This window comes from Serinicoccus hydrothermalis (assembly GCF_001685415.1).
GTDB lineage: Bacteria > Actinomycetota > Actinomycetes > Actinomycetales > Dermatophilaceae > Ornithinicoccus > Ornithinicoccus hydrothermalis.
The window spans coordinates 409,150-426,627 of the sequence record NZ_CP014989.1 but is presented as its reverse complement, the minus strand read 5'-3'; the positions used below and the strand labels follow the sequence as shown (position 1 = coordinate 426,627).

Genomic DNA, 17,478 nt, shown 5'->3' with positions numbered 1-17,478 from the left:
CGGGGTGACCGAGGAGCAGACCCGACCCGACGCACCCGGAGGCCCTCCCGGCCGCCGGGGCATCCCGCGGCCCCGCGTGCGCCGACGCGCGAGCCCGACCCAGGCCGAGGCCCGGCAGCGGCTGCGCAGGTTCGGCCGCTTCCGCCCGACCCGGGGGCAGCTGACGGCCGCGCTGCTCACCGGGCTGCTCGGCGTCGCCCTCGTGGCGCAGGCGCGGGTCACCGAGGAGGCCGGGCTGGAACAGCTGCGGGAGACCGAGCTGGTGGCCCTGCTCGACGACGTCACCAGCCGCGCCCAGTCCCTGGGCGAGGAGGTCGACCAGCTCGAGGCCGACCGCACCCGGCTGCTCGGGTCCGAGGGTGACGCCGCGGCCGCCGACGCGGCGCGCGAGCGCCTGGAGTCCTATCAGATCCTCGCCGGGACCGTGCCGGTGCAGGGCCCGGGCATCACCGTCATCGTCGACGACGGGGGCTCGGTCGTGACCCAGACCATGGTGCTGGACGGCATCCAGGAGCTGCGCGACGCCGGTGCCGAGGCGATCCAGGTCGGCCGGGTGCGCGTGGTCGCGTCGTCCTACGTGAGCACCGACGACGAGGGCGAGGTCCTCCTCGACGGCCAGCGGCTGGGCTCGCCCTACACGATCACGGCGGTCGGGGACGCGCATACCCTGGCGGGGGCCATGGCGATCCCCGGCGGCTTCTCCGACTCGCTGCGCAGCGCCGGTGCAGAGGTGACCGTCGTCGAGGCCGACACGGTTGTCATCGACGCGTTGCACGAGCCGATCCAGCCTCGTTACGCTCAGCCTGTGCCCTCGACCGAGGATCCCTGAGGTCGGGCGCCGCGACACCGCCGTCCGCTCCGGCCGGCGCACCGGTTCTGAGTCCGAGGAGAGCGATGAGCAGCCTGGAGTACCCCGACGACCTGCGCTACACCACCGACCACGAGTGGATCCGCGACGTCGGCGACGGCACGGTCCGCGTGGGGATCACGTCCTACGCGCAGGACGCGCTCGGCGACGTCGTCTACGTCTCGCTGCCTTCGGTGGGCGAGCAGGTGGCCCCGGGCGACTCGTGCGGCGAGGTGGAGTCCACGAAGTCGGTGAGCGACATCTACGCCCCGCTCGCCGGTGAGGTCACGGCGGTCAACGAGCTCCTCGACGCGACTCCCGAGCTGGTCAACACCGACAGCTACGGCGACGGCTGGATGTACGAGATGAGCCTGTCCGACCCCTCCGTGCTGGACACCCTCCTGGACACCGACGCCTACCAGGCCCAGCTCGACTGAGCTGTCGGTGGCCTGACGTAGAGTGTGGCCACACCGACCGACGGGGCCGTCCGCCCGCCGGGACAACACCCCACCGACGAGGAGGTCAGCACCGTGAGTGGCGACGATCGTGACCGCGAGCACCACGACCTGGGTTCCGACCCGACCACGGCCCGGATCCCCGGCGGTACCGACCTGCCCGCCGCGGAGTACACCTTCGACGACGAGGCGCCCCGCCTGTCCGTGGACGACCAGCGCACGGTGGACGCCCTGCGCCCGGGCACGGCCCTGCTCATCGTGCTGCGCGGTCCCAACACCGGTGCGCGCTTCCTGCTCGACGCCGACGAGGTCACCTCGGGCCGGCACCCGCACAGCGACATCTTCCTCGACGACGTGACGGTCTCGCGCAAGCACGCGCAGTTCGTCAAGGAGGAGGAGGGGTATGCCGTGCGCGACGTCGGCTCCCTCAACGGCACCTACGTCAACCGGCAGCGGATCGAGCAGATGCCGCTCAACCAGGGCGACGAGGTACAGATCGGCAAGTTCCGGCTGGTCTACTACCGCGGTCGCTCGTGAGCTCACCGGCACCCGACCACGCCGGGACGGTGGCGCCCGGCGGGGTGTCGATCGGTGCCGTCCTGCGCGAGCTGCACGGCGACTTCCCCGACCTCACGCAGTCCAAGATCCGCTACCTCGAGCAGGAGGGGCTCATCAGCCCCGAGCGGCGGGCCTCCGGCTACCGCCTGTTCACCGAGGCCGACATCGCCCGGCTGCGCTTCATCCTCACCGCCCAGCGGGACCGCTTCTGGCCGCACAAGGTCATCAAGGACGCCCTGGACCGGCTCGACCGGGGGCTGGACGTGCCCGGGCTGACCGGGCCCGCACCGGAGGCCGACGCCGGCCACCCGGCCCCGGCCCCGCCGCCCGAGCCGGCCACGCACGCGCCGGTCTCCGACCTCAGCGCGGGTGCGCTGCGCCGCCGCCGTGCGGTGCGGCTCTCCCCGGCGGAGCTGCGCGAGCGCACCGGTCTGGACGCGGCGGCATACTCCCAGCTCAAGGCCTTCGGGCTGCTGCGCACGGACGCCGGGGGCAAGCACCACGCCGACGACGTCGACGTGGCCGAGGCCGCGGTGGCGCTGTCCCGCTTCGGCCTGGAGGCCCGGCACCTGCGGCTGTTCCGGGTCGCGGCGGACCGGGAGATCGGGCTCACCCAGCAGCTGCTCGAGCCGCTGCGGCGGCGACGCGCCCGGGGCGCCTCCGGCCCTGACCCCGCCGAGCGGGAGGCCGAGCTGCTGGCCCAGACGCTCTCGCTGCACGTCGCGCTGGTGCGCTCCGGGCTCAACCAGTCCCGCTGACCCATCGGGTGCCCCGTCCGCCCCACGTCGGCGGGCGTCGGAGGGTACCGTGGAAGGGTGAAAGAGCTCGACGTGCTCGGTGTCCGGGTCGAGATGCCGACCAACAGTCCCATCGTGCTGCTGCGCGAGCGTGACGGCCAGCGCTACGTGCCCATCTGGATCGCCGCGCCGGAGGCGACGGCCATCGCCTACGCCCAGCAGGGCGTGGAGCCGCCTCGCCCGCTGACCCACGACCTCATGGTCACGGTCATCGAGGCGCTCGGCCGCAAGCTCGAACGGGTGCAGATCACCGAGCTGCAGGACGGCATCTTCTATGCCGAGCTGCACTTCGACGGTGACGTGGTGCTCTCCGCCCGACCGTCGGACGCGATCGCGCTGGCGCTGCGCTCGGCCACCCCGATCCTCACCACCGAGGACCTCCTGGACGAGGTGGGCGTGACCATGGCCGTCGAGGAGGAGGACGAGGTGGAGCGCTTCCGCGAGTTCCTCGACGAGGTGTCGGCCGAGGACTTCGAGTCCTCCGCGGGTGGCGGGGACGAGGAGGGGCGGCCGTGAGGTCCCGGCGTGGCGCCGTTGACCCGGGGTCGGGCGCGGCATACCGTCACCTTGTGCACCACACCAGTCACACGAGTCACACCATCGAGGAGAACCGGTGAACGCTGGAGCAGACGCACCGGGCGGACCGGCCGGTGGGGCGGCGCAGGCGCCGGCCCAGGGGATGTTGTTCTCGGACGACACGGCGGCGCTGGACGACGGCATCGGCTACCGCGGCCCGACGGTCTGCGGCGCAGCGGGCGTGACCTACCGCCAGCTCGACTACTGGGCCCGGACCGGGCTGCTCGAGCCCTCGGTGCGCAACCCCTCCGGCTCGGGGACGCAGCGGCTCTACAGCTTCCGCGACATCCTCGTCCTCAAGATCATCAAGCGGCTGCTCGACACCGGCATCTCGCTGCAGCAGATCCGGGTGGCCGTCAACGCCCTGCGGGAGCGGGGCGTGCAGGACCTCGCCCGCATCACCCTCATGAGCGACGGTGCCAGCGTCTACGAGTGCACCAGCGACGACGAGGTCATCGACCTCGTCCGCGGCGGCCAGGGCGTCTTCGCCATCGCCGTCGGCAGCGTCTGGCGCGAGGTGGAGGGGCAGCTCGCCGAGCTCCCCAGCGAGCGTGCCGACGAGCCGCCGGTGGACCACCCCGGCGACGAGCTGTCCGCGCGCCGGCGCGCCCGCAAGACCTCCTGAGCCCGACCCGCCTGCGGCGCCCGCGGACGGGTGCCGGTGCTAGATTGGCGGGGCCGACGACGTCGCGTGGGAGAGTCCTCCCCGTCACACGGTGAGGCGCCGAAGGGGCATACTCCCCACCAAGCTCTCAGGCGCACCGGACCACGCGGAGCAGGCAGCTCTGGAACGCCCCGCACGGGGCCGGCAGAGGGGGAGGTGCCCCCGCAGGCCCACGCCCGAAGGAGTTCGTCCCCCCATGAGCACCCTGAGCCACCCCACCGCCGAGTTCGTCGCTCGCCACGTCGGTCCCCGCGAGGAGGACGTTGCGAGGATGCTGGAGGTGGTCGGCTACGACAGCCTCGAGGCGCTCGTCGAGGCGGCCACGCCGGAGGGGATCCGCGGCGACGTGCCGCTGGACATCGAGGCGGCTCCGAGCGAGCAGGCGGTGATCGCCGAGCTGCGCGCGCTGGCGGCCAAGAACACCGTGGTCACGCCGATGATCGGGCTGGGCTACTACGGCACGCAGACCCCGCCCGTGGTGCTCCGCAACATCCTGGAGAACCCGGCGTGGTACACCGCCTACACCCCCTACCAGCCGGAGATCTCCCAGGGCCGGCTCGAGGCGCTGCTCAACTTCCAGACCGTGGTCACCGACCTCACCGGCCTGGCCGTGGCCGGCGCCTCCATGCTCGACGAGGGCACCGCGGGCGCCGAGGCCATGGCCCTCATGCGTCGCAGCAGCAAGGTCGCGCAGGACGCGGTGCTGCTCCTCGACGAGCACGTGCTGCCCCAGACCGAGGCGGTCATCCGGGCCCGGGCCACCGCGGTGGGCTGGGACGTCGTGACCACCGACGTCACCGCCGTGACCGACGAGGAGAGCCTCAAGGAGGCCGCGCAGGGGCGCGAGGTCTTCGGGGTGCTCGTGCAGTACCCAGGCGCCGACGGCCAGGTGCGCGACTTCGCCGCCCTCACCGACGCCGCGCACGAGGCCGGGGCGCTCGTGACCGTCGCCGCCGACCTGCTCGCGCTCACCCTGCTCGCCCCGCCGGCGCGGTGGGGCGCCGACGTCGCCGTCGGGAGCAGCCAGCGCTTCGGCGTCCCGCTCGGCTTCGGCGGCCCGCACGCCGGCTACCTCGCGGTGCGCGAGGGGCTCGAGCGCACGCTGCCCGGGCGCCTGGTCGGGGTCTCCAAGGACGTCGACGGCAAGCAGGCCTACCGGCTGGCGCTGCAGACCCGCGAGCAACACATCCGGCGCGAGAAGGCGACGTCCAACATCTGCACGGCGCAGGTGCTGCTCGCCGTCATGGCCTCGATGTATGCCGTCTGGCACGGCCCGGAGGGGCTGCGCCGGATCGCGGCGCGGGTGCACGCCCGGGCGCGCGCGCTGGCCTCGGCCCTGACCGGGGCGGGGCTCGAGCTGGGCGTCGACCGCTACGTCGACACCCTCACGGTCCGCACCCCGGGGCGCGCCGACGAGGTGCTGGCGGCCGCGCTGGAGCGCGGCATCAACCTGTGGCAGGTCGACGAGGACACCGTGCTGCTCTCCGTCGACGAGCTCACCACCGAGGCCGACCTGCGCGCCGTCGCGGAGGCCTTCGGCGCCGACCCCGGCTCGGTGACCGTCGACGAGGGCACCGCCCCCGACCACGGCGACCTCGCGCGGGCCGAGGACGAGGCATACCTCACGCACCCGGTGTTCAGCAGCCACCGCAGCGAGACCGCGATGCTGCGCTACCTGCGCAGCCTCGCGGACAAGGACTACGCGCTGGACCGGGGGATGATCCCGCTCGGCTCCTGCACGATGAAGCTCAACCCCACCACCACCATGGAGGCGGTGACCTGGCCGGAGTTCGGGTCGCTGCACCCCTTCGCCCCCGCGGACCAGAGCCAGGGATACCGGGAGATGATCGACCAGCTGTGCGGGTGGCTGGAGGAGATCACCGGCTACGACCGGGTCTCGCTCCAGCCCAACGCCGGCGCCCAGGGCGAGTTCGCCGGCCTCCTCGCGATCCGGAAGTACCACCTGGACCGTGGGGACGAGCAGCGCAGGATCTGTCTCATCCCGGCCAGCGCGCACGGCACCAACGCCGCCAGCGCGGTGATGGCCGGGCTCAAGGTCGTCGTCGTCAAGAGCACCGGCTCCGGCGAGGTCGACCTGGAGGACCTACGCGCCAAGATCGAGACGCACGGCGAGCAGCTCGCCGCCATCATGGTCACCTACCCCTCCACGCACGGCGTCTACGAGGACACGATCACCGAGCTGTGCGAGCTGGTGCACGAGGCCGGGGGACAGGTCTACGTCGACGGTGCCAACCTCAACGCGCTGCTCGGCATCGCCAAGCCGGGCGAGTTCGGCGGCGACGTCAGCCACCTCAACCTGCACAAGACGTTCACCATCCCGCACGGCGGCGGCGGTCCCGGCGTCGGGCCGGTGGGCGTGCGCGAGCACCTGGCGCCCTACCTCCCCAACCACCCGCTGGACGCCGAGGCCGGCCCGGAGACCGGGCCGGGGCCGATCTCGGCCGCGCCCTTCGGCTCCGCGGGCATCCTTCAGATCCCGTGGGCCTACATCCGGCTCATGGGCGGGGAGGGCCTGACCCGCTCCGGTCAGGTGGCCGTGCTCAGCGCCAACTACGTCGCCCGGCGGCTGCACGAGCACTTCCCGGTGCTCTACACCGGCGAGCACGGCCTCGTGGCGCACGAGTGCATCCTCGACCTGCGCGGCCTGACGAAGAGCACCGGCGTGACCGTCGACGACGTGGCCAAGCGGCTCATCGACTACGGCTTCCACGCCCCGACGATGTCCTTCCCCGTGGCGGGGACCCTCATGGTCGAGCCGACCGAGTCCGAGGACCTGGGGGAGATCGACCGCTTCATCGAGGCCATGATCGCCATCCGCCGCGAGATGGACGATGCCGAGGGCTCGGTCGAGACCAGCGCCCTGCGCGGCGCCCCGCATACCGCGCTCAGCCTGGCGGGGGAGTGGGACGAGAACCTCGACTACGACCGGATGGCCGCGGCCTACCCCGCCGGTGTCGACCCCGACCGGAAGTACTGGCCCCCGGTCCGGCGCATCGACGGCGTCTATGGCGACCGCAACCTCGTCTGCTCCTGCCCGCCGCCGGAGGACTTCGAGGACTAGGCCGCCCCGCCCCGGAGTGCGGTCACCTTCCAGCAACCTCCATCGCCCTACAGCGTGATGAAGGTTGCACGAAGGTGACCGCACTCCGGGCGTGAGGCACGCCAGGCCAGGGTGTGGTGATGCAGGCCACAGTGTGTGAGGATTCAGCGCATGGGCCAAGAGGTGAGTCGCAGCGAGTTCACGCGGGAGCAGCGCCTGGCGTTCCGGGCCAAGGTCCGTGACGACCTGGACTGCTTCGAGCAGATGCTCGAGGGCAGCAGGTTCGACTTCACCCGGCCGCAGATGGGCCTGGAGATCGAGCTCAACCTCGTCGAGGAGGACGGCCTCGCCCCGGCGCTGCGCAACCAGGAGGTCCTCGCCGACATCGGGGAGGGCGACTTCCAGCCCGAGGTCGGCCGCTACAACATCGAGCTCAACGTCCCGCCGCGGCCCATGGCCGGCGACCAGGCCGTGCGGCTGGAGCGGTGGCTCTCGCAGTCGATGCGGCGGGCCGGGGACGCCGCCCGCGCGTATACCTGCCGGGTCGCCTCGATCGGCATCATCCCCAGCCTGCGCGCGGAGCTCTTCGACTCACCCTGGCTCTCCGAGGGCGTGCGCTACACCGCCCTCAACGACTCCCTCATCCGGGAGCGGGGCGAGGGCTTCGAGCTGGAGCTCGAGGGCCCGACCGGTGAGCGGGTGCAGAGCTATCACGACACCATCGGCCCGCTGTCCGGCTGCACCTCGGTGCAGCTGCACCAGCAGGTCACCCCGCTGGACTTCCCGGTCTACTGGAACGCCGCGACGGTCATCTCGAGCCTGCAGATCGCCATGGGCGCGAACTCGCCCTACCTCTTCGGCAAGAGGCTCTGGGCGGAGACGCGGATCCCGCTGTTCACCCAGATGACAGACACCCGCTCGATCGAGCTCAAGCACCAGGGCGTGCGCCCGCGCGCCTACTTCGGACGGTCCTGGATCACCTCGATCTTCGACCTCTTCGAGGAGAACGTCCGCTCCTTCCCCGCCCTGCTCCCCGAGGCCTCGGACGAGGACGCCAAGGCCGTGCTCGCGTCGGGCGGCGTGCCCCACCTGTCCGACCTCAAGCTGCACAACGGCACGGTATGGCGGTGGAACCGCCCCATCTACGACATGTCCCAGGGCGTGCCGCACCTGCGGGTGGAGAACCGCGTGCTCCCCGCCGGCCCGACCGCCGTGGACACGGTGGCCAACGCCTGCCTCTACTACGGCCTGCTCGAGTCGTTCACGACCAGCGGCCGGCCGATCTGGACGAAGATGCCCTTCGCGGACGCCGACCGCAACTTCCTCGACGCGGCCAAGCACGGCATCGAGGCCACGCACACCTGGCCCGGCCTGGGCCGGCTCCCGGTGGTGGACCTCGTCGCCGACCACCTGCTGTCGGTGGCCGACGACGGGCTCGCCGCCCTCGGGCTGCGCCGCGAGGTGCGCAACCACTACCTGTCCATCATCGAGGGCCGGTGCCGTGCGGGCACCAACGGCGCGAGCTGGCAGGTGGCGGTCACCGAGGCCTACGAGGACGCCGGGCACAGCCGGGACGAGGCGCTGACCGCGATGTTCGGCCACTACCTCGACAACTCCGAGGACAACCTGCCGGTGCACACCTGGGAGGTGCCGACGGTGGAGGCGCGGTCCGCGGAGGCGGAGGAGCGGCAGCCCGCCCCGGCCTGACCCGGCCGGGCCTCAGCGGTGGTTCCAGGCCTCCATCGTCGGCTGCTCGCGGTGGTGGCCGAGGATGCCGACCGCGCCGACCTCGAAGGTCAGGTGCTGGCCGAAGCGCGGTGCCTGGCGCAGGTAGACGCTGGTGAGGATCCGCAGCGCGTGCCCGTGCCCGACCAGGGCCACGTCGCCCTCGAAGAGGTAGGGCCAGACGCGGGCCAGCACCACGCTGGCGCGTGCCGCGACCTGCTCCACGGTCTCGCCCGGGGTGTCGCCCGGCACGATCTGGTGGTGGAAGACGTTCCACCGGTAGCCCAGCTCCTCCCGGATCTCCGGCGTGCTGCGCCCCTCGTAGCCGCCGTAGTCCCACTCGCGCAGGTCCTCGTCGATCTCGTCGACCTGCAGCCCGGCGAGCTCGGCGGTATGCCGTGCCCGCTGCAGCGGCGAGCACCGCACGTGCGCGAAGGAGCGGTCCCCGAGGACCCTGCGCAGACCGGCAGCCGCCTCCTCTCCCTCGGGCAGCAGCGGGAGGTCGGTCAGGCCGGTGTGCCGGCCGGCCTTGGACCACTCGGTCTGACCGTGGCGCACCAGGACCAGCTGGTGCGGGGGGATGGCGGGGCCGGGCATCTGCGTCGTCGAGTCACTCACCCCTGGCACACTACGGGCATGGCTGACGACCCGCACCGCTCCGTGTCCCTCACCCGCACCGGCCCTGGCCACTTCGAGGCCCGCAACGACCGCGGCGGCAGCATCCCGGTCGGCAACGGCGCCGGGGAGGACGGCGCGGCCTTCACCCCCGTGGAGCTGCTGCTCGTGGGCGTCGCCGGCTGCTCGGGCATCGACATCGACCTGCTGACCTCGCGCAAGGCCGAGCCCACCTCCTTCGAGATCTCTGCCGGTGCCGACAAGGTGCGCGACGAGGAGGGCAACCGCCTCGGTCCGGTCACCGTGACGGTGCAGGTGACCTTCCCCGAGGGCGAGGCCGGCGACGCCGCGCGGGAGCGGCTGCCCGAGGCGGTCACGATGTCGCGGGACCGGCTGTGCACGGTGTCGCGCACGGTGGCACTGCCGACCCCGGTCGACTTCGAGGTCCGCTAGGAGCCCTCGCCCGCTCCGCGCCCGTCGGCCGTGATGCTGGTCGAGCCCCCCGAGGACGAGCCCTCGGGCCCCGGGGCCGGCACGCTGCGCGGCGAGGAGTCCGTGCTGGGCTCCGAGGGGTGGGCGGCGCGGGCCTGCCCCGCCGGTCCGGTATGCAGGTGGCCGGCCTCGCGCAGGTGCTCCTGCACGCGGTGCGCCCCCTTGACGCCGAGCAGGGCCCGCGGGTGGATCGCCTGCCCGGCCCGGACCACGGAGATCTGGCCGTTCGGCTCCAGCACCACCAGCGCGGCCTGCGACAGGTGGCTCACCCCCGCCTGGCGCAGCGAGCTCCAGAGCATGGGCATCGTCAGCCCGTAGCTGCGCAGGGCGTCGTTCTGGACCTTGCCGGCGACGACGAGGACGGCCGCCCGGGCCCGGGACTGCGGGTCCAGCTGGGGCAGGGGCAGCCGGCGCAGGTTGCGGAAGGTGACCTCCAGCCCGGCCAGCGTGCCCAGCGCGATGAGACCGCCGGTCAGCGTCGGCACGTGCCCCATGGTCGAGCGGCCCACGATCGCCCCGAGGACGGTGACGATCGCGAGGTCGAGGCTGCGCGGGCTGGAGTAGAGGCGCTGGCCCCACAGCCGCAGCACGGCGCCGAAGACGAAGTAGATGGTGATCGTGCTGAGCACCACGGCGATCGCCCCGGCGGGCGTGATGCCGATGTAGTGCCACAGGTCACGCATGGCGCTCATCGTCGCAGATGGAGCCGGAGAATCCGGTGGCGGCCGCCCCCTGCGGTCGGGCAGGCTGGTCGACATGACCACGCAGACGACAGGCACGGCATACCGCTGGGGCAGCCTGGGCACCGACGACGTCGGCGCCTGGGCCGAGCTCGTCAACCACCTGGCCGTCGTCGACGGCACGGAGGAGTTCTCCTCCGCCGAGGACCTCGCGGAGGAGCTGCGGGCACCGGGCACGGACCCGGAGCGGGACACCGTCGCGGTGTGGGCCGGCGACACCCTCGTGGGCTACGGCGCGACGGGGGTGCCCCAGACCCTGGACCACGAGGGGCAGGCCCGGGCCTACCTCGACGGCGGCGTCCACGCCGACCACCGCGGCCGCGGCCTCGGGACCGAGCTCGTCCGGCACCTGGAGCAGCGGGCGCAGGAGCTGCTCGCGCAGCGCCACCCCGACGTCCCGGGCTACCTCTCCGCCGGGGGCGGGCTGGACGGGTCCGGGTCGCGCGAGCTGCTGGGCGACCACGGGTATGCCGTGGTGCGCTACTTCAACCTGCTGGGCCGCGACCTCGCCGACCCGCCCGCCGTCGCCGAGATCGACGGGGTCGAGCTGCGCACGCCCACCGACGAGGACGAGGAGGCGGTCCGGCTGGCGCACAACGCCGCCTTCCGGGACCACTGGGGCTCGGGGGAGAGCGACGCGGAGCGCTGGCACGAGCGATGGGTCTCGCGCAGCGCCCGGCCGGCGGTCTCGACGGTCGCGGTGGCCCGGGGCGGTGAGCTGGACGGCCAGGTCCTCGCCTACGTCATGGCGGCCCAGTGGGTGGACCGGGAGGCCTACGTCGCCATCCTCGGCACGGTGGCGGCAGCCCGCGGCCGGGGGATCGCCGCCGCGGCGCTGGCCCGCACCATCGGCCTGGCGGCAGCCTCCGGCGACTACGACGTCATCGAGCTGGACGTGGACTCCGACAGCCCGACCGGGGCGACGCGCCTCTACGAGCGCCTGGGCTTCGCGCTCAAGCACCGCAGCGCCGCGATGCGCAAGCCGCTGACCGCGCCGACGACCTGAGGCGCGCGCTGCCCGGGGCGCGGACGGCGGTGCGCGACCGGCGGGGGAGCGGCGGCTAGGGTGGCCGCCGTGACCTCCGCCACGACCTCAGCCGGACCGCTCGCCCAGACCGTCATCGGCGAGGACGGCCCGGTGGTGGTCTTCTGCCACGGTCTCCTGGGGCGGGGTCGCAACTTCACCGGGATCGCCAAGGCGCTGCAGCCGGACTTCCGCTGCGTCCTGCTCGACATGCCCGACCACGGTCGCTCGCCCTGGACCGAGGCCTTCGACTACGCCGGGGCCGCCGACCTGGTGGTGCAGCAGCTGCGGGCGCTGGGCGCGGAGGGGACACCGGTCAACCTCGTCGGCCACTCGATGGGCGGTAAGATCGCCATGACCGCGGCGCTGCAGGCGCCCGAGCTCCTCGACCGTCTCGTCGTCGTCGACATCAGCCCCACCGGCTCCGCGGACGGCAGCAACTTCCAGCACCTGCTGGACTCCCTCGAGCGCATCGACCTCGGCTCGATCACCTCCCACGGGCAGGCCGACACCGAGCTGTCCGCGGACGTGGACTCCCGTACCCTGCGCGGCTTCCTCCTGCAGAACCTGCGCCGCGACGGCGACACCGGGGAGTTCGCCTGGCAGCCCAACCTCGACGTGCTGCGCCGCGACCTGACGGCGGTGATGGGTGACGTCCCGCACGAGGGACGGAGCTTCGGGGGGCGGGTCCTGTGGATCGCCGGGGCGGACTCGCCCTACGTCGGCGAGGCCGACGGCGAGGTCATGCGCCGGCTCTTCCCCCGCACCGTGCAGGTGACGATCAAGGACGCCGGCCACTGGGTCCACTCCGAGCAGCCGCAGGCCTTCACCGCGACGCTGCGGCAGTTCCTCCGCGCGCGGTGAGGACCCGGGGCCGGGACACCCTCGGCCCTCGTCACGGCCCGTCCCGGATGGTTACAGTCGGCCCATGGCACGCTTCCTGGACATCCACCCGGTCGACCCGCAGCCCCGGCTCATCCAGCAGGTGGCCGGGGTGCTGCGCGAGGGAGGTCTCGTGGCCTTCCCGACGGACGCCTGCTACAGCCTCGGGGCGCAGCTGGGCGACCCGGACGCCAAGGGACGGATCGTCTCGATCCGGGGGCTCGACGACCGCCACCACTTCACCCTCATGTGCGCCGACTTCTCCCAGCTCGGCCAGTTCGTCCAGCTCGACAACGCCGTCTTCCGCGCGGTCAAGGCCGCGACCCCGGGCTGCTACACCTTCATCCTGCCGGCCACCAAGGAGGTGCCCCGGCGGCTCCTGCACCCCAAGAAGCGGACGGTGGGCGTGCGCATACCCCAGGACCCGATCTGCCGGGCGCTGCTGTCGGAGATGGGGGAGCCGCTGCTCACCAGCACCCTGCTCCTGCCGGGGGAGGAGGAGCCGCTGGGCTACGGCTGGGAGGTCAAGGAGCGGTTGGACCACCAGGTCGAGGTCGTCGTCGACGGCGACCAGACCGGGTGCGAGCCCACGACCGTGGTCGACCTGTCCGAGGGGTATGCCGAGGTCGTGCGGGTCGGGTCCGGTGACCCGGCGCCCTTCTCGTGAGCGAGGAGCTAGCGGGCCGGGCTCAGCCCTGCTCGCGCTGCCAGCTCAGGCCGTCCGTGTCCGCCCCGAGCTCCTGGTCGACCTCGCGCTCGATGTAGTCCCGGCGCTCGGTGTTGGGCGCCTCGACCTCGAAGAGGAGGCCGACCCCCTGCTCGGCGTCGTCGCCCTCCTCGCGGACCGTGATGCGCACCTGGCCGCCGTCCCGGAACGGGATCGTGTAGCCGTCCTGCTCGCGCAGCGAGCCGCGGTGCAGCTGGGACCGCTCCATGTAGTCCTCGAGCACGTCGTTCGGCTGCGGGACGGACAGGAAGGCCGAGCTGCGCTCGTGCCCGGAGGGGGACACGGCCTCGAAGGTGTTGGGCATCGCTCTGGCACTTCCTCGTCGTCGGGGATGTCGCGGAGGGTCCATCATGGCAGAGCGGCGGCCTCGGGGCCGAGCGACCCACCCGCGTGCCGGGAGAGCACGACCGCGACCTCGTGGTGCCGCGTCTGCGGGAACATGTCGAACAGCCGCGCCCGCGTCACCCGGTAGGACGGCATCCGCTCGAGGTCCTGCGACAGGGTGGCCGCCGCGCAGCTGGAGTAGACGACGTGCGGTATGCCGGAGGTCTCGAGCCACTCCGGCAGCCTCGCGCCGAGCCCGCGGCGGGGCGGGTTGACGATCACGAGGTCGGGGCGCTCCTGCCGGGCCGAGCCCAGGGCATACGCCGTGGCGTCGTCGGTGACGAAGCGCAGACCCTCGGCGGCCGGGCCCAGCCCCTCGGCGCTGCGCCCGGCGCTGCGCACCGCCTCGGCCGACACCTCGACGCCGGTCACCTGCCGGCCTGGGGCCGCGAGGTGCACCGCGAAGCCGCCGACGCCGCAGTAGAGGTCCCAGACGCTGCCCGGGTCGAGCTCGTCCACCCACGCGGCGACCTGCCGGTAGAGCGCCGAGGCGACGGTGGTGTTGGTCTGGAAAAAGCTGCGGGTGCCGAGGTGGAGCGTCACCTCGCCCAGGCGCATCGGCAGCGTTGTGTCCGGGGTGAGCACCTCCTCCCGCCGCCCCTCGAGCACCGCCGCGTGGGCCGGCTGCAGGTTGATGCTGGCGACCTGCAGCCTCGGCAGGTCGGGGCGGCGCCGCCACGCCTCCACGAGGTCGCCCACCCGCCGTCGCTGGCCGGGGGAGCGGAGCACGACGCGGGCCAGGATGGCGTCGTCGGGGGAGTGGGTGAGCAGGACGTGCTTGAGCTCGCCCTGGCGGGAGGGGACGTCGTAGGGGGTGAGCCCGGCGCCCGCGAGCAGGTCGGGCAGCGCGGCCACGGCCCGGTCCAGACCCGCCTCGTAGAGGCCGCAGTGCCGCAGGTCGGTCCCGTGCCCGTCGGCGTCGAGGATGCCCACGGTGGGCGCGACCTTGGTGCCGCCGACGACGAGCTTGGCCTTGTTGCGGAAGCCCGACTCCGGGCTGGGCACGGGCTCGAGCCACGGGTCCGCGGCCACATGCGTGTCCAGCGTCCCGGCGACGTCGCGCTGCTTCTGCGCGAGCTGGAGGGCGTACGGCTGGCCCATGAGGGTGCACGACCGGCACGTCCCCGCGTCGAAGTAGTCGCACCTCACCGCGTCAGACTACCGACGCCTAGGGCCGACCCCCGGTGCGCAGGCTGTCCACCGACAGGCGCCCGGCACCCGTGAAGACGAGCGGCAGCACGAGGGCGACGAGGAGCAGCGCCACCTCGCCGGTGAGCGACCCGTCGCCGGCGAACGGCCGGTAGTCCTCGCGGAGGAAGACCCCGAGGATCCAGACGGCGGCCAGCACGGCGGTGAGGAGGAAGGCCGCCGGTCGGGTGAACAGGCCCAGGAGCAGCAGGACGGGCAGGCCGACGGCGCAGAGCATGATCGCCCAGGCGAAGAAGTCGGGGGCCTGGGAGCCGATGAGGGTCTGGTCCACCAGGGCGGTGAAGCGCGCCATGTCGAAGGCCGCGTAGGCGCCGTGCGGGACGAGCAGCAGGGAGCCCGCGCGCAGGAGCAGCAGCCCGAAGTCGAGCGAGCGGCCGTGCGCCTCGACCGGGCCGGTCACGGCATACCCCTCGTCCCAGGGGTCGCCCACCTCCCGGTGGAAGTCGGAGGCGTCCTGCCCGTCGACGCTCTCGCTCATCCCACCACTGTGTCAGCCTGCCGCCGCCGGGCCAGGGTCAGCGCCCGGCGTGTCCTGCGGCACGCCCCACATCGCGGCGACGTGACGGACGTCGGTGCCGCAGCAGCCGCCGAGGATCCGGACCGAGGGCAGGGAGGCGGCCAGGGCGTGCGTCGCCGCGGCGAGCGCGGGGATGTCGCCCTCGTCCAGCTCGACCGCCTCGTCGAGCTCGGCGTGGCTGAGCGCGGAGGCGTTGACCCGGAGCCCGGCGATGCGGGACCTCCAGCCGTCCTCGGAGGTGCCGGCGCCGGCCGCGTCCACGCCCGGAGCGATGTGGCGGGGATGGGCGCAGTTGACGAGGAAGTGGCTGGCCGCGCCCGAGGTCGCCGCGTCGACGGTCTCGATCGCGGACCCGAGCGGGGTGCCGTCGGGCAGGGCGCCGTCGGTCTCCACGGTGAAGGACACGGCGACGGGTATGCCGACCGCCTCGGCCGCGCGCACGACGCCGACGGCCTCACCGACCGAGGTCAGGGTCAGCGCCGCCGCCAGGTCGGCACCGGCCTCGGCGAAGGCCGCGAGCTGGTCCTGGTGGTACGCGGCAGCCTCGTCCGGGTCGATGGTGCTCGCCGCGTAGCCGTCGCCGCGCGGGCCGACCATGCCGCTCACCACGACGGCCGGGAGGTCGGGGGAGAGGGCCTGCGCGAGGTCGTGCAGCCAGGTCACCGCCTCGACGTTGACCCGGTGCAGAGCGGTCCGGTCGTAGCCGAGGGCGCGGCCCCAATCCGGGTTGGCTCGCCAGGTGGGTGACTCCAGGAGCAGGCCCGCGCCACGGTGCCGGGTGATGTGGGCATACCCCGTGTAGTAGTCCCGCAGGCGGCGCCGGCCCTCGTCGTGCTCGAGGAGCGGGAAGGCGGCGAACTCGGGCAGGTCCACCCCGTGGTGGAAGATGAGGTCGGTCTCCATGCCTCCGTCGGTGACGAAGCCGGCGGGGACGGAGGGGAGCCGCCAACGCTGACGGTCCGAGGTCCTGGTGACGCCACCCATGGCTGCTCCTCCGTCTCAGGGGCGCAGCTTCGCACGGTGCCGCGCCCAGGGTCGTCCGCAGTCAGGAGGACCCTGGGGGGCGTCCAGATACATCCGGGGCGGCGGTCTCAGCGCTCGAGCGCCTCGCGCAGCGCCGCCGCGTCGGCGGCCAGGTCCTCCTCGTCCCGGGGTCCCTTGCGGGTGAGGTCGAAGTCGCCCGGGTCCGAGGTCGGGAAGACGTGGACGTGGGCGTGCGGGACCTCGAAGCCCTGCACGATGATCCCGACGCGCTCGGCGCCGTAGACCTGCTGCTGCGCCCGGCCGATCGTCGCGGCGACGTTCATGACATGGTCGAGCGTCCCGGTCGGCAGGTCGACCCAGTGGTCGGTCTCGTCCCGGGGCACGACGAGCACGTGACCGGGGGTGAGGGGCTCGATGTCGAGGAAGGCGGCGCAGACCTCGTCGCTCCAGACGATGTGGCCCGGGATCTCGCCCTCGATGATCTTGGTGAAGATGGTGGACATGGACCGACAGTAGTGATGACGGGCGCACCTCGCACTGGCGGAGGTGGACCCGCCCCCCTACGCTGGCGGTGCCGCGTGGTCTGCGCGGCACACCACCTGGGGAGGAACATCATGAGATCGACCCGAGCACGACTGACTGCTGTCGCGGCGCTGGCGCTGGCGCTGTCCGCCTGCGGCGGAGGGGACGGCGGCGAGGAGGCCTCGAGCCCGTCCGAGGAGACCTCGGCCGCCGAGACCTCGGCCATGGAGGAGGAGACCATGGACGAGACCTCCGAGGAACCCATGGAGGAGACCTCGGAGGAGCCGATGGAGACCACCGAGGAAGAGACGACCGAGGACTCCGGGTCCGAGGAGGCGGGGTCGGCGGTCGACACCCTGCCGGCCGGCGTCATGGACTCGCCGCCCGAGACGGTCGGCGACTTCACCCTCGCGGACGACAGCGGGCCTGCGGTCATCTACGAGATGGAGTCGGGGGAGTACGTGTCGGTCGACAGCCAGCCGCTGTCCTCGCCCTACGAGGACCTCGTCTCCGAGATCGAGACCGACAACACCGAGGCCGGTGCGGGCAGCTGCGGGCTCAACCCCGGCGGGACGTCGGCCGTCTGCTACCAGCGCACCGAGGACGGCGTGATCACCATGAACGGTGACGCCGGGACGCTCGACCTCATGGTCACCTTCGCCGACGAGTTCGCCGCCGCCGTGTCGTCCTGACGTCCTC

At 73.0% G+C, this 17,478-nt stretch carries 20 protein-coding genes and 1 riboswitch; of the genes, 13 read left to right on the top strand and 7 right to left on the bottom strand.

Annotation, left to right across the window (positions count from 1 at the left end):
* The first annotated feature begins 4 nt into the window (after positions 1–4).
* The 8 genes from SGUI_RS01995 to SGUI_RS01960 all read left to right on the top strand — a co-directional run bounded on the left by SGUI_RS01995 (position 5) and on the right by SGUI_RS01960 (position 8,665).
* On the top strand, positions 5–829 hold the full coding sequence (locus SGUI_RS01995) for a DUF881 domain-containing protein (RefSeq protein ID WP_157621695.1): 825 nt from the start codon (positions 5–7) through the stop codon (positions 827–829).
* 65 nt (positions 830–894) lie between these two features.
* Positions 895–1,284 carry a glycine cleavage system protein GcvH gene (gcvH, locus tag SGUI_RS01990; RefSeq protein WP_066635599.1) on the top strand — a complete coding sequence of 130 codons (390 nt, stop codon included), beginning with the start codon at positions 895–897 and terminating at the stop codon, positions 1,282–1,284.
* A 93-nt stretch (positions 1,285–1,377) separates the two neighbouring features.
* Complete coding sequence (locus SGUI_RS01985; RefSeq protein ID WP_066642604.1) at positions 1,378–1,839, top strand: FHA domain-containing protein; 462 nt, start codon at positions 1,378–1,380, stop codon at positions 1,837–1,839.
* Positions 1,836–2,618, top strand: a complete 783-nt coding sequence (gene ftsR, locus SGUI_RS01980; RefSeq protein WP_066635596.1) for a transcriptional regulator FtsR — start codon at positions 1,836–1,838, stop codon at positions 2,616–2,618. Before SGUI_RS01985 ends, ftsR begins: the two co-directional genes overlap by 4 nt.
* Before the next feature lie 57 nt (positions 2,619–2,675).
* Positions 2,676–3,173: a bifunctional nuclease family protein gene (locus SGUI_RS01975; protein WP_066635593.1), complete on the top strand. Its 498-nt coding sequence runs from the start codon at positions 2,676–2,678 to the stop codon at positions 3,171–3,173.
* A gap of 163 nt (positions 3,174–3,336) precedes the next feature.
* Positions 3,337–3,858 carry a MerR family transcriptional regulator gene (locus tag SGUI_RS01970; RefSeq protein WP_237141488.1) on the top strand — a complete coding sequence of 174 codons (522 nt, stop codon included), beginning with the start codon at positions 3,337–3,339 and terminating at the stop codon, positions 3,856–3,858.
* A gap of 57 nt (positions 3,859–3,915) precedes the next feature.
* A riboswitch (glycine riboswitch) is annotated at positions 3,916–4,012 on the top strand.
* Between the two features lie 81 nt (positions 4,013–4,093).
* On the top strand, positions 4,094–6,979 hold the full coding sequence (gene gcvP, locus SGUI_RS01965; RefSeq protein ID WP_066635587.1) for an aminomethyl-transferring glycine dehydrogenase: 2,886 nt from the start codon (positions 4,094–4,096) through the stop codon (positions 6,977–6,979).
* Between the two features lie 150 nt (positions 6,980–7,129).
* Positions 7,130–8,665: a glutamate-cysteine ligase family protein gene (locus SGUI_RS01960; protein WP_066635584.1), complete on the top strand. Its 1,536-nt coding sequence runs from the start codon at positions 7,130–7,132 to the stop codon at positions 8,663–8,665.
* A 12-nt stretch (positions 8,666–8,677) separates the two neighbouring features.
* Here SGUI_RS01960 and SGUI_RS01955 read toward each other — a convergent pair whose 3' ends face one another.
* Complete coding sequence (locus tag SGUI_RS01955) at positions 8,678–9,301, bottom strand: histidine phosphatase family protein (RefSeq protein ID WP_083190427.1); 624 nt, start codon at positions 9,299–9,301, stop codon at positions 8,678–8,680.
* Positions 9,302–9,319: 18 nt separating this feature from the next.
* Here SGUI_RS01955 and SGUI_RS01950 point away from each other — a divergent pair, with 18 nt between their 5' ends.
* On the top strand, positions 9,320–9,751 hold the full coding sequence (locus SGUI_RS01950; RefSeq protein ID WP_066635579.1) for an OsmC family protein: 432 nt from the start codon (positions 9,320–9,322) through the stop codon (positions 9,749–9,751).
* On the opposite strand, the gene SGUI_RS01945 is transcribed toward SGUI_RS01950, so the two are convergent.
* Complete coding sequence (locus SGUI_RS01945) at positions 9,748–10,473, bottom strand: DUF421 domain-containing protein (RefSeq protein WP_066635577.1); 726 nt, start codon at positions 10,471–10,473, stop codon at positions 9,748–9,750. The two genes, SGUI_RS01950 and SGUI_RS01945, sit on opposite strands and share 4 nt — an antisense overlap.
* 73 nt (positions 10,474–10,546) lie before the next feature.
* Here SGUI_RS01945 and SGUI_RS01940 point away from each other — a divergent pair, with 73 nt between their 5' ends.
* The 3 genes from SGUI_RS01940 (at position 10,547) to SGUI_RS01930 (ending at position 13,103) form a co-directional block, all read left to right on the top strand.
* The gene (locus tag SGUI_RS01940; protein ID WP_066635575.1) at positions 10,547–11,536 is read left to right on the top strand and encodes a GNAT family N-acetyltransferase; all 990 of its coding nucleotides are present in this window, start codon (positions 10,547–10,549) and stop codon (positions 11,534–11,536) included.
* Between the two features lie 69 nt (positions 11,537–11,605).
* The gene (locus SGUI_RS01935; RefSeq protein ID WP_335675528.1) at positions 11,606–12,418 is read left to right on the top strand and encodes an alpha/beta fold hydrolase; all 813 of its coding nucleotides are present in this window, start codon (positions 11,606–11,608) and stop codon (positions 12,416–12,418) included.
* Positions 12,419–12,482: 64 nt separating this feature from the next.
* On the top strand, positions 12,483–13,103 hold the full coding sequence (locus SGUI_RS01930) for an L-threonylcarbamoyladenylate synthase (RefSeq protein WP_066635570.1): 621 nt from the start codon (positions 12,483–12,485) through the stop codon (positions 13,101–13,103).
* A 22-nt stretch (positions 13,104–13,125) separates the two neighbouring features.
* Here SGUI_RS01930 and SGUI_RS01925 read toward each other — a convergent pair whose 3' ends face one another.
* The 5 genes from SGUI_RS01925 to SGUI_RS01905 all read right to left on the bottom strand — a co-directional run bounded on the left by SGUI_RS01925 (position 13,126) and on the right by SGUI_RS01905 (position 16,760).
* Complete coding sequence (locus SGUI_RS01925) at positions 13,126–13,467, bottom strand: hypothetical protein (RefSeq protein ID WP_066635568.1); 342 nt, start codon at positions 13,465–13,467, stop codon at positions 13,126–13,128.
* A gap of 44 nt (positions 13,468–13,511) precedes the next feature.
* Entirely contained in the window at positions 13,512–14,696 is a 1,185-nt protein-coding gene (locus tag SGUI_RS01920) for a methyltransferase domain-containing protein (protein WP_066635566.1), read from the bottom strand.
* A 19-nt stretch (positions 14,697–14,715) separates the two neighbouring features.
* Positions 14,716–15,234: a DoxX family membrane protein gene (locus tag SGUI_RS01915; protein ID WP_066635564.1), complete on the bottom strand. Its 519-nt coding sequence runs from the start codon at positions 15,232–15,234 to the stop codon at positions 14,716–14,718.
* Between the two features lie 12 nt (positions 15,235–15,246).
* Positions 15,247–16,257 carry a homocysteine S-methyltransferase family protein gene (locus SGUI_RS01910; protein ID WP_083190424.1) on the bottom strand — a complete coding sequence of 337 codons (1,011 nt, stop codon included), beginning with the start codon at positions 16,255–16,257 and terminating at the stop codon, positions 15,247–15,249.
* A 107-nt stretch (positions 16,258–16,364) separates the two neighbouring features.
* Positions 16,365–16,760, bottom strand: coding sequence for an HIT family protein (locus SGUI_RS01905; protein WP_066635563.1), 396 nt, complete (start codon positions 16,758–16,760; stop codon positions 16,365–16,367).
* Between the two features lie 111 nt (positions 16,761–16,871).
* On the opposite strand from SGUI_RS01905, the gene SGUI_RS01900 reads away from it, so the two are divergent.
* Positions 16,872–17,471: a hypothetical protein gene (locus SGUI_RS01900; RefSeq protein WP_066635561.1), complete on the top strand. Its 600-nt coding sequence runs from the start codon at positions 16,872–16,874 to the stop codon at positions 17,469–17,471.
* The last annotated feature ends 7 nt before the right edge of the window (positions 17,472–17,478 follow it).